This is a genomic window from Erythrobacter sp. CCH5-A1 (assembly GCF_001557115.1).
GTDB lineage: Bacteria > Pseudomonadota > Alphaproteobacteria > Sphingomonadales > Sphingomonadaceae > Erythrobacter.
In genome coordinates, this window is sequence record NZ_LSKQ01000209.1 from 1 (window position 1) to 11,535 (window position 11,535).

The window sequence follows — 11,535 nt, forward strand, 5'->3', positions numbered from 1 at the left end:
CTCATACTCCTCTCCCGCAAGCGGGAGAGGAGTATGAGCGCTGACAGTCCCCCTCCCGCTTGCGGGAGGGGTTAGGGGTGGGCAAGCGCCAAGCTTAGCCCAGCGCAGCCTTCAGATCGTCGACCAGGTCGAGGCGCTCCCACGGGAAGAAGTCGCCTTCCGCGGTGCGGCCGAAGTGGCCGTAGGCGGCGGTCGGCTGGTAGATCGGCTTGTTGAGGCCGAGATGCGTGCGGATCGAACGCGGGGTCAGGCCGCCGAGCTTGGCGATGCCGAGGATTGCCTGTTCGATCTTGTCGTCGCCGACGGTGCCGGTCTCGTGGGTATCGACATAGAGGCTAAGCGGCTTCGACACGCCGATCGCATAGGCGATCTGGATAGTGCAGCGCGTGGCGAGGCCGGCGGCGACCACGTTCTTGGCGAGGTAGCGGGTGATGTAGGCGGCCGAGCGGTCGACCTTGGTCGGGTCCTTGCCGCTGAACGCGCCGCCGCCGTGGGGCGAAGCGCCGCCGTAGGTGTCGACGATGATCTTGCGGCCGGTGAGGCCCGCGTCGCCATCGGGGCCGCCGATTTCGAAGCTGCCGGTGGGGTTGATGAAGTATTCGGTCTCGCGCAGCAGCACCGGCGGGATCACGTCGGCGATCACGCCCTTCACGTAGGCTTCGAGCTCGGCCTGCTTGGCCGGATCGTTCTCGTCATAGCCGGGCGCGTGCTGGGTCGAGACCACCACCGCGGTCGCGGCGACCGGCAGCGAGCCTTCGTAACGCAGGGTCACCTGGCTCTTGGCATCGGGCTCGAGGAAGGGGGCGACGCCCGAGTGGCGGTCGGCGGCCATGCGCTCGAGGATCTTGTGGCTGTAGTAGAGCGTCGCGGGCATCAGGCCCGGGGTCTCGTCGGTCGCGTAGCCGAACATGATGCCCTGGTCGCCCGCGCCTTCATCCTTGTTCTCGCCCGCGTCCACGCCTTGCGCGATGTGCGCCGACTGGCCGTGCAGGCGGTTGATGAATTCGAACTTCTCCCAGTGGAAGCCGTCCTGTTCGTAGCCGATGCGCTTCACCGTGTTGCGGACGGTCTGCTCGATCTCTTCCTTGGCGCCGGGGGCCCATTCGCCGTTCTCGTAGACGCCCTTGCAGCGGATTTCTCCGGCAAGCACCACCAGCTGGGTGGTGGTCAGGGTTTCGCAGGCGATGCGCGCTTCGGGGTCCTTCGAGAGGAACAGGTCGACGATCGCGTCCGAAATCTGGTCGGCGACCTTGTCGGGATGGCCTTCGGAAACGCTTTCGGAGGTGAACAGGTAGTTGGTGCGCATTGATGTCCCCCGGGGGCTGAAATGGGCTTGGGTCCGGCGAGGCGTGGGGCACCTTATAGAGATATAAGGAAACCTTTATGTCCCGCTTGTCTGCGCACCGCCCTAGCCGCGCGCGCGGACTTGCGCAAGCACTCTCGGAAGGGCGAGGCCCAGCGCGAGGAACAGCGCCGCCCATGCCAGCGTCAGCGCATGGCCCCACTGCGCGAAGAGGGTCGGCGGCTTGGCCTCGGGGACGAGGCCCTCCAGCTTGTCGGCCTTGCCCATGCCGATCGCCCCGCGCACCACGCCATTGGCGTCGATTACCGCGCTGATCCCGGTGGTGGTCGAGCGCAGGACGGGAAGCCCCTCCTCGATCGCCCGCATCCGCGCCTGCGCAAGGTGCTGCGGCGGACCCCAGGTGCCGAACCAGCCGTCGTTCGAGGGGTTGAAGATGTAGTCGGGGCGATTCGTGCGTGACGCGACATGGCCCGAGAAGACGATCTCGTAGCAGATCATCACCCCCGCATTGCCGTATCGGCCGAGGTCAAGGGTGCGCGGGCCGGGGCCGGGGAGGTAGTCGATGCTGCCGGCCACCAGCCGCGACAGGCCGAGCGGCTCGAGGATCGGGCGCATCGGCAGATATTCGCCATAGGGCACGAGGTGCGCCTTGTCGTAGCCGCCCCGGATCCGGCCCGAGCCGTCCAGCGCCATCACCGAATTGCGCGCGCTCACCGCGCCGGGGCGACCCTTGTTGGGGCCATCGGGGAGCGTGCCGATATTGAGATTGACCACCCCGGTCAGCAGCATCGCCTGCGGGCCGATCACCCGCCCGATGCGGCGGCGGGCGTAGTCCGGGTCACCATTGGCGGTCATGGCGTAGTAATAGCGCTCGGGATAGCCGTCCTCGAGATAGTCGGGCACGCCGCTCTCGGGCCAGAGCACGATCCGCGGTTCGGCGGTGCCCTTGCCGGTGAGGCGGGCGAGGCGTTCGAACTGCTCCTCGAACTTGGAGGCGTCGTTGATCTCGGACTGCGGGATATAGGGCTGGACGAGGGTGTAGCGAAGAGTGGAGTCCGGGGTCTTGGCGCCGGGGGCCAACATCAGTCCGGTGACGGAAAGCGCAAGCGGGAGAAGGGCGAGCCATTGCCTTTGCACAACGCTGAACAGCAAGAGCCCCGCCAGAAAGAGGGTGATGCCGGACAGAGCGTAGGTGCCCATCCATGGCAGCCAAATGCCCGCAAGCCCAGGGTCGTTCCACGTGCCCAGCAGCATCAGCCCCAGGGGCGGCCAAGGGTAGCCGGTGAACACCCAACTGCGCAGCCACTCGGTGAGCGTCCATGCGCCAGCAAAGACCAGCAGGAATGCGGTGAAATTCGTGCGCTTCCGCGCCAGCAGGTGCGCCGCCAGCGCCGCCAGCATCGGGTAGACCGCGAGGTAGATGCACAAGAGGGGCACCGCCGCCCAGCCCAGCACTTCGGGCATCTTGGCCTGATGGGTGAAGGCGGTCGCGATCCAGTTGTTGGCGAGCGTCAGGTGCGCCCAGCCGAACAGCCAGCCGCGCGCCGCGACCTGCTTCCAGTTCTCGGCTGAGTAGATCAGCCACACGAACCCCGCCAGCGCGGCGAGGCCCAGCGGCCAGAGGTGGAGCGGCGGGTAGGCGCAGGCGGCGATCAGCCCCAGCGCGATGGCCGTCAGCGCCGGAAAGCGCTGCACCAGCGCGCCGAGAGCCGCCGCCACCGGGGCCAGCCGCTCAAGCATGGCGCTTACTCGACGGTTTCGAGCGTGCCGCTATCGCCGCCCGTATCGTCCCCTCGGATCGAGGGCGGGAGGATCGAGCTGTCGATGCCCCGCGGTTCGCCGGCCTCCTCGGCGCTCTTGCGCGGACGGCGGGTGCGAGCGGGCTTTTCGGCGCGCGGTTCGGCAGCCGGGCGCTCGGGGCGCTCGCCGCGTTCGGGGCGCTCGCCGCGCTCGGCACGCTTCTCGCCGCGCTCTGGACGACCGCCGTCGCGGTTGCCGTCGCGATTGCCGTCCTTCTGCTTGCGCTGCTGCTGGCGGCGCTGGCCGCGCGGGCGGTCGTCTGCGCGTTCAGGGCCGCGATCATCGCCGCGGTCGTCCTGACGCTCGTCGGCGAGGAAGCTCTCGCCCTCCTGCCCCGGCTCGCCTTCGGACACATCGGCATCGCCGCCGCTCTGCGGCTGTTCGTAGACCGAGCGTGTCGGCATGTCGTTGCGGCGGCCGAAGTCGAAATCGTCCTCGAAATCGTCGCCCGCATCGCGTTCATCATTGCGGCGCTGACCGCCGCCATTGCCGCCGCGCTGTTCGTCCTGACGCGCCTTGTTGTCGGCGATCACGCGGAAATAGTGGTCCGCGAACTGGAGGTAATACTCCATCTGCACGCGGTCGCCATTGTGCTGGGCGTCCTGCGCGAGCTTCTTGTACTTGTCGAGCATCTGCGGGGCATTGCCGCGCGCCCGGCTGTCGATGCGGTTGAGCTGAGCGCCATTGCCGCCCTGGTTGCGGTTGCCGCGCCCGCGACGCCGGTTATTGCGATTGTTATTCAAGGAAAACGTTCCTTAACAGCGACCTGGCGCGAAAACACTGGTCATACGCGCGGTCAACAGACCCCTTGCCCATGCGCCACGCCAGGTCATGATCGCAATGATCAGCCTTGAGCGTGCCGCGTGCTCCGCGCTGCATGCTGCCGGGGGCGAGCCCTCACGGCGGTATCAGCTGAGTTCAGGAGCTTGGCTCAGCGGTTTGCGCCCTTCGCAATCCATCTGGCCTAGGTGTGACGTAGCGATGCGAAACCGGTTTGCCAAGCCCCGCTGGCGTAATTCTGTTACGTCAGCAGCAAGGCCCGCGCACGCCCGGCAAGGTCGCGGCGCAGCGCTGTGGCGAATCCCGAAGCGTTAGCGAGGGCCCCCACGGCGTCTGCCTGATTCGCCCCGATTTCCAGCACCGCGAGCGCGCCTTCGTTCATCAAGGCGCGCAATTGCGGGATGAGGACGCGGTAATCGTCGAGCCCCTCGGGCCCGGCGAAGAGCGCGCTGGCAGGCTCGTAATCGGCCACCTGCCGGTCGAGCGCTGCCGTGCTTTCGACATAGGGCGGGTTGCACAGGATCAGGTCGAAGGTGCCGAGGCCCTTGCGCCATCCCCGCTTGCGCCAATCGGCGTGGCGGAAGCGCGCCCGACCGAGATAACCGAACGCCGTCGAGGCAACTCCCAGGTCGGCCAACCGCCCCTTTTGCTGTGCCAGTTCGGCCGGATTGGGCAGACTGTTGATCCCGGTCCGCTCGGCATTCTGAAGTGCCACCACGGCTGCGAGAGGTTCGCGCTCTACCCCGACCCCCTCCGCCTCACGCCAGATCGACATTGCGGCAAGCAGTAGTGCGCCTGATCCGGTGCCGAGATCGAGAATGCGCTGCGGGGTGGGCCGCCCTGCAAAGGCCTCGCGCGCCGCCTCGATAAGCGTCTCGCTGTCGCCGCGCGGGATCAGGGTGGCGGGAGTCACCTTGAGGGTGAGGCCGTAGAACTCCGCCGCGCCGGTGATGTAGGCGACTGGTTCATGCGCGGCGCGGCGCTCCACCAGCGCGGCGAACCCCGCCGGCGTGGGGTCGCGCATCGCCCGCAGCAGCATGTCCGACCGCGTGAGGCCGAGCGCGTGGGCCATCAGCAGCTCGGCATCGAGCCGCGCGGTATCGCTGGTGGGCGCAAGGGCCTCGGCTGCGGCGCGAATGGCCTCGCCGACGGTCATGCAAAACCCCGTTCGTGCTGAGCTTGTCGAAGCACTGCTTTTCTTCCCATTGGTCCAGCCTGAAGAAAGTGCAGCCCTTCGACAAGCTCAGGGCGAACGGAAGTTGGCGCTATTCCGCCAGCGCCGCCAGCCGCTTGCCCTCGTCCTCGGCGATCAGGGCGTCGACCAGTTCGGCCAGACCCGGCCCGGCGAGCACCTCTTCCAGCTTGTGCAGGGTGAGGCCGATGCGGTGATCGGTGACGCGCCCCTGGGGGAAATTGTAGGTGCGGATGCGCTCGGAACGGTCGCCGCTGCCGACCATCGCCTTCCTCGCCTCGGCCTCGGCGCCCTGGGTGGCCTCGCGCTGGGCGTCGTAGAGCCGCGTGCGCAGCACCTGCATAGCCTTTTCCTTGTTCTTGTGCTGGCTGCGCCCGTCCTGGCAGGTCACCACGGTGCCGGTCGGCAGGTGGGTGATGCGCACTGCCGAATCGGTGGTGTTGACGTGCTGGCCGCCTGCGCCCGAGGCGCGGTAGACGTCGATCTTGAGGTCCTTGTCCTCGATCTGCACATCCACTTCATCCGGCTCCGCCAGCACCGCGACGGTCGCCGCCGAGGTGTGGATGCGCCCGCCGCTCTCGGTCACCGGCACGCGCTGGACGCGGTGGACGCCGCTTTCGAACTTCAGCTTGGCGAACACGCCGGTGCCGGTGACGTTGGCGATGACTTCCTTGTAGCCGCCGATGTCGCTGGCGGCGATGCTGACGGGCTCGACGCGCCAGCCCTGCTCGGCGGCGTATTTCTCGTACATTCGGTAGAGATCGGCAGCGAAGAGCGCGGCCTCGTCACCCCCGGTGCCGGCGCGGATTTCGAGCATGGCGGGCTTGGAGTCGGCAGAGTCGCGCGGCAGCAGCGCGATGGCGAGGCGGCGTTCGAGATCGGGGAGGGTGGATTTGAGGTGGGCGAGTTCCTCTTCCGCCATCGCCTTCATCTCGGGGTCGGCGAGCATTTCCTGCAAGCCGTCCATCTCCTCGCGCGCGGCCTTCACCTCGGCGGCGATCTTGGCGACGGGTTCGAGCTCGGCATAGTCGCGCGAGGCCCGCACAAAGGCCTCGCCCTCGAGCGTGCCCGAGGCCATGCGCGCTTCCAGCTCCGCAAAGCGGTGCGCGATCTGGTCGAGGCGTTCGGGGGGGATTTGCATTTCGGTTATCTCTTACTCGTCATGCTGAACTTGTTTCAGCATCCATTCTTCGGGTTCGGGCCGCAGTGGAGGCGGCGCGATGGACCCTGAAACAAGTTCAGGGTGACGAGGTGGGCTAACGGTAGGCGCTGAGCACACCCAAGATGTCCTTGGCGAGATCGTCGCCGGAGTATCGGTGCTCCATGTTCGTTTGAAGCGCGAGGATGACCCTGTGCGGGCGTTTCAGCGCTTTGTCGTATCGCTTGCGCGGGGAGCCCGTTGCGAAAAGCTCCGCGGAGTATCCTTGCGACCGAACCGCCCGCACCATACCAATCGCCTCTGCAACCCGCGTATCATCCTCTACCACAATGATAAGGTCGGCAGGCTCCTCCTCCCGCGCCCCCACCAGCATCGCCAGCCGCTCGATCCCCGCGGCCCAGCCGACCGCAGGCGTCGGCGCGCCGCCGAGCGATTCCATCAGCCCGTCATAGCGCCCGCCGCCGAGTACCGTGCTCTGTGAACCCAAAGCGGCGGCCGAGGCGCTGCCTTCGTCGGGGATGAACTCGAAGGCGGTGTGGCGGTAGTAGTCGAGCCCGCGCACGAGGCTCTCGGCGCGCACCCACTTCACGCCTGCCGCGTCGAGGCCCGAGGTCACCGCCGCGAAGAAGGCGCTCGCCTCCTCCGACAGGAACGCATCGATCTTCGGCGCATCGGCGAGGAACGGCTTGTCCCTCGGGTCCTTGGAATCGAGGATCCGCAGCGGGTTCTTCTCAAGCCGCTCCTGCGACTCTTCCGAAAGCTGGTCCTTCACCGCGCGGAAGTATTCGATCAGCGCCGCCCGCCACGCCTCGCGGCTCGCGCCGTCGCCGAGCGTGTTGAGGTGCAGGGTGACATCGTGGATGCCCAGCTCCTTGAGCAGCTGATCCGCCATCGCCAGCAGCTCGACATCGGCCTGCGGTTCGGCTGCGCCGATCACCTCGGCGTCGATCTGGTGGAACTGGCGGTAGCGGCCCTTCTGCGGGCGCTCGTAGCGGAACAAGGGCCCGTGGGTCGCGACCTTCAGGGGCGCGTATTGCTGCCAGCCGTTGGTGAGGAAAGCGCGCGCGATGCCGGCGGTGAATTCGGGGCGCAGGGTCAGGCTCTCGCCGCCGCGGTCGTCGAAGGAATACATCTCCTTCGACACCACGTCGGTCGTCTCTCCCAAAGAGCGGGCGAACACCTCGGTCTTCTCGAACACCGGCATTTCCACCCGGCGGAAGCGGTAGAGGCGGCGGACGCGCTCGAAGGTCTCGACCACGAAGGCAAAGGCCTCCGCATCGGCGCCGAAGATGTCCTGAGTGCCGCGAATGGCCTGCGGGGTTTTCTTGCTCATGGCGCGCGCGATTAGGCCCACGCGGCCCCTTTCGCAATCCTGCGACACGCATTAAGGGCGGCGCGTCGCAGTTCCAACCTCTCTGCCGCAAGCGAGCACGCGCGGCATCCAGCCAGAAGAGAAAATCCATGCGCATCGACAAGATTCCGACCGGCGTGAACCCGCCCGACGATCTCAACGTGATCATCGAAGTGCCCACGGGCGGCGAGCCGGTGAAGTACGAATTCGACAAGGAAAGCGGCGCGCTGTTCGTCGACCGCATCCTCCACACCCCGATGCGCTATCCGGCGAACTACGGCTTCGTGCCGCACACCCTCAGCCCCGACGGCGACCCGCTCGACGCGCTGGTGATCTCGCGCTCGCCCTTCATCCCGGGCTGCGTGGTGCGCGCGCGGCCGATCGGCGTGCTGAACCTGGAGGACGAGCAGGGCGGCGACGAAAAGCTGGTCTGCGTGCCGGTCAACGAGACCTTCCCCTACTACGCCGAGGTCCAGGAAACCACCGACCTGCCGAGCATCATCTTCCAGCAGATCGAGCACTTCTTCACTCACTACAAGGATCTCGAAGCCGAAAAGTGGGTGCGCGTGGGCAAGTGGGGCGATGCTGCCGAGGCGCGCAAGATCACCATTGAGGCGATCGAGCGGTATGGGGCGGGGAAGTAAGCCTCCTCAGTCCCTCCCCGTCCTGAAAGGATGGGGAGGTGGCAGCGGCGTCAGCCGCTGACGGAGGGGTCCGGCGCGGACGGTGGGGCCTTACCCCTCCGTCACCGCTGAGCGGCGACACCTCCCCACTCGCTGCGCGAACGGGGAGGGACTAATCGGGCCGAACATGGCTAATTCGCGCTGATCCCGGTCGCTTCAGCGACCGCAAGGCCGACCGGCCGCCCGCAGGCGCCCGGAGCGAAGCGGAGGAACAGCGCCGAGGACGTGCCCGCGGAGGCGGGCACGCAATCAGAATACTTCCAACAACATCTTGAAGATCAGCGTCAGGCCGAAGGGCAAGCCGATCGCCATTGCCCACAGCGCGATCACGTCGCGGCGGAATTCCCCCGCTAGCGCCGGGTCGGCCGCGTCGGCATCGGAGAGCACTGCCCAGCGCTTCTCGAACCAGCGGCACACCGGGATGATGCCGGCGACCAGCACGACCAGCGCCAGATAGGGCAGCGCGGTCGAGGAGCCCTCGGACAGCGCCTTGACGGTAACAAAGATCTGCAACGCGGTGTAGGCCAGGAGGCCGTAGGCGACATGGTCGCTCATCGCCTTGCGCCAGTCGCGCTTGCGGGCGACCGGAAGGGTCGCAGTCTGCTTGTCGGATTTCACCATGCGCGCCGCTCCCCAACGGTCTGATGTCAGTGACGCAGTATCGCAAAGCTGTAGCAGAGTTGCAATAAGCCGCGCGTCGGCGCAGGAATGTTGCGCCGCGCGCAAGAAGGGGGACGCAAGCCGCTCTTTTCGCGCCACCTTCCGCCCGCTGACGCGCGATTGCCGCAGCGCTAAGCAAAAATCCTGCCAAACGCACTGCGCCACTTTCCTCGCCCTGTCATGGTGCTAAAGACTCGGACGCAATGACCACAGCGACCCTTCCCGATCCGTCCGCACCGGCCCCCGCCGCCCAGCCCGTGGGCAGCGGACTCGAGGTGATCTCGATCGCCAAGAGCTACGACAAGCGCGCCGTGCTGACCGATATTTCGCTGAGCGTCGCCAAGGGCGAGGTGCTCGGGCTGCTCGGGCCGAACGGGGCGGGCAAGACGACCTGCTTCTATTCGATCATGGGGCTGGTGAAGCCGGATTCGGGCCGCATCCTGATGGACGGCGAGGATGTCACCAAGCTGCCGATGTATCGCCGCGCGATCCTCGGGCTGGGCTATCTGCCGCAGGAAACCAGCATCTTCCGCGGCATGACGGTGGAGCAGAACATCGCCTGCGTGCTCGAACTGGTCGAGCCCGACAAGGCGACGCGCGCGAGCGAGCTTGAGCGCCTGCTCGACGAATTCGGCCTCACCCGCCTGCGCGAGTCTCCTGCGATGGCGCTATCCGGGGGCGAGCGCCGCCGCTGCGAGATCGCCCGCGCGCTGGCGGCCAAGCCCTCGATCATGCTGCTCGACGAGCCCTTCGCGGGGATCGACCCGCTCTCGATCAGCGATATCCGCGACCTCGTGAAGGACTTGAAGCAGCGCGGCATCGGGGTGCTGATCACCGACCACAACGTGCGCGAGACGCTCGACATCGTCGACCGCGCCTGCATCATCTATGGCGGGCAGGTGCTGTTCGCCGGGAGCCCGCAGGAACTGGTCGCCGACGAGAACGTGCGGCGGCTTTACCTTGGCGAGAGCTTCACGCTGTGAACCATGGGCAACCCGGCCACTTCCGTTCGTGCTGAGCTTGTCGAAGCACCGTCCTTTCTTCCCCGCGGCGAAAGAAGGGAAGTGCGGCCCTTCGACAAGCTCAGGGCGAACGGTTTGAAGGATTAGCGCGTGGCGCTCGGCCCCCGCCTCGATATCCGGCAGACCCAATCGCTGGTGATGACGCCGCAATTGCAGCAGGCGATCAAGCTGCTGGCGGCCTCCAATCTCGAGATCGAGACCTTCATTTCCGAGGCTTTGGAAGCCAACCCGCTGCTCGACACCGGCGGGCCTGCGGACCCCGGCGAGCCCGAGCGGATCGAGATCGCCGCGCCTGCGGGCGAGGACGCGACCGCCGACCAGCTGATGCTCGCGGGCGGGGGGGAGGGCGATGCGCCGCTCGATCTGGCTGCGGTTGACCGCGATTTCGATACCGGCGACGGCGCAGGGCCGAGCATGCGCGATGCTGAATGGGGCGCGGCCGCCTCGGGCGCGGGCGGCGATATGGGCGATACGCCCGACTGGGAGCAGCTGCGCGCCGCCGAAGTGACGCTGACCGAGCATCTCGAAGGCCAGATCGGCGCGCTCGCCAGCGATCCCCAGACCGCCTTCATCGCACGCCACATCATCGGTCTGCTCGACGAGGCGGGCTACCTCACCACCTCGCTGGAGGAGGTGGCCGACGACCTAGGGGTCGATTTTTTCGACGCCAAGGCGGCCCTCAGGCTGGTGCAATCGCTCGACCCCTCGGGCGTGGGCGCGCGCAATCTGGCCGAATGCATCGCGATCCAGGCGCGCGAGGCGGACCGTTACGACCCGTGCATGAAGGCGCTGATCGACAATCTCGACCTGGTCGCGCGCGGGGAAGTGGAACGCCTCAAACGCCTGTGCCGGGTGGATGACGAGGACTTTGCCGACATGCTGCGCGAGCTGCGCAGCTACAACCCGCGCCCCGGCCTCGCCTTCGCCCCCGCGGAGACCGGCACGGTGGTCCCCGACATCCTCCTAACCGCCAACGCGGCCGGAGGCTGGGACATCGCGATCAACGAGGAGACGCTGCCCAAGCTGATCGTCAACCGCGGCTATTATCTGGAATTGAACCGGGGGGCGACCAACAAGGAATCGCAGAGCTGGCTCAAGGAAAAGCTGGCGGACGCACACTGGCTGATCCGCGCGCTCGATCAGCGCCAGAAGACGATCCTCAAGACCGCCGCCGAAATCGTGAAGCAGCAGGACGGCTTCTTCCGCAGGGGCGTTGCCGAGCTGCGCCCGCTGACTTTGCGCGAGGTCGCCGAGCAGATCGGGATGCACGAGAGCACCGTCTCCCGCGTCACCAGCAACAAGTATCTGTGGTGCGAACGCGGGACCTTCGAGCTCAAATACTTCTTCACCAGCGGCGTCGCCTCGGCCGATGGCGAGGGGGCATCGAGCGCCGCGATCAAGGCGCGCATCAAAGCGCTGATCGATGCCGAGACGGCGAAGAACATCCTCTCCGACCAGCAGCTTGCCGAAATGCTTCAGAAGGAAGGCTTCGACCTCGCCCGACGCACCGTGGCCAAATACCGCGAGGCGATCGGCCTCGGCTCGAGCGCCTCGCGGTATTTGGCCACGGTGCGTCGGGCGAGGT

At 67.0% G+C, this 11,535-nt stretch carries 10 protein-coding genes; 3 read left to right on the forward strand and 7 right to left on the reverse strand.

What is annotated here, in order from left to right:
* Nucleotides 1–94: 94 nt before the first annotated feature.
* From metK to hisS, 6 genes are all read right to left on the reverse strand, one after another.
* On the reverse strand, nucleotides 95–1,306 hold the full coding sequence (gene metK / locus AX708_RS12830) for a methionine adenosyltransferase (protein ID WP_066529228.1): 1,212 nt from the start codon (nucleotides 1,304–1,306) through the stop codon (nucleotides 95–97).
* Between the two features lie 102 nt (nucleotides 1,307–1,408).
* Nucleotides 1,409–3,043: an apolipoprotein N-acyltransferase gene (lnt, locus tag AX708_RS12835; RefSeq protein ID WP_066529227.1), complete on the reverse strand. Its 1,635-nt coding sequence runs from the start codon at nucleotides 3,041–3,043 to the stop codon at nucleotides 1,409–1,411.
* 5 nt (nucleotides 3,044–3,048) lie between these two features.
* On the reverse strand, nucleotides 3,049–3,846 hold the full coding sequence (locus AX708_RS19975; protein WP_082745552.1) for a DUF4167 domain-containing protein: 798 nt from the start codon (nucleotides 3,844–3,846) through the stop codon (nucleotides 3,049–3,051).
* Between the two features lie 278 nt (nucleotides 3,847–4,124).
* Complete coding sequence (prmC, locus tag AX708_RS12845; RefSeq protein ID WP_066529222.1) at nucleotides 4,125–5,039, reverse strand: peptide chain release factor N(5)-glutamine methyltransferase; 915 nt, start codon at nucleotides 5,037–5,039, stop codon at nucleotides 4,125–4,127.
* Between the two features lie 109 nt (nucleotides 5,040–5,148).
* Complete coding sequence (gene prfA, locus AX708_RS12850; RefSeq protein WP_066529220.1) at nucleotides 5,149–6,216, reverse strand: peptide chain release factor 1; 1,068 nt, start codon at nucleotides 6,214–6,216, stop codon at nucleotides 5,149–5,151.
* Between the two features lie 115 nt (nucleotides 6,217–6,331).
* Nucleotides 6,332–7,567 carry a histidine--tRNA ligase gene (gene hisS / locus AX708_RS12855; RefSeq protein WP_066529218.1) on the reverse strand — a complete coding sequence of 412 codons (1,236 nt, stop codon included), beginning with the start codon at nucleotides 7,565–7,567 and terminating at the stop codon, nucleotides 6,332–6,334.
* 128 nt (nucleotides 7,568–7,695) lie between these two features.
* Between hisS and ppa the strand changes: the two genes are divergently transcribed.
* A complete protein-coding gene (ppa, locus tag AX708_RS12860) occupies nucleotides 7,696–8,229 on the forward strand; it encodes an inorganic diphosphatase (protein ID WP_066529212.1) in 534 nt (177 codons plus the stop codon).
* 288 nt (nucleotides 8,230–8,517) lie between these two features.
* Here ppa and AX708_RS12865 read toward each other — a convergent pair whose 3' ends face one another.
* Nucleotides 8,518–8,889, reverse strand: a complete 372-nt coding sequence (locus AX708_RS12865) for a hypothetical protein (protein ID WP_066529210.1) — start codon at nucleotides 8,887–8,889, stop codon at nucleotides 8,518–8,520.
* A gap of 242 nt (nucleotides 8,890–9,131) precedes the next feature.
* Between AX708_RS12865 and lptB the strand changes: the two genes are divergently transcribed.
* Both lptB and rpoN read left to right on the forward strand, forming a co-directional pair.
* Nucleotides 9,132–9,911: an LPS export ABC transporter ATP-binding protein gene (gene lptB / locus AX708_RS12870; protein WP_066529206.1), complete on the forward strand. Its 780-nt coding sequence runs from the start codon at nucleotides 9,132–9,134 to the stop codon at nucleotides 9,909–9,911.
* Between the two features lie 129 nt (nucleotides 9,912–10,040).
* Nucleotides 10,041–11,535, forward strand: a 1,495-nt coding sequence (rpoN, locus tag AX708_RS12875; RefSeq protein WP_067490196.1) for an RNA polymerase factor sigma-54, incomplete at its 3' end; no start/stop codon positions are given.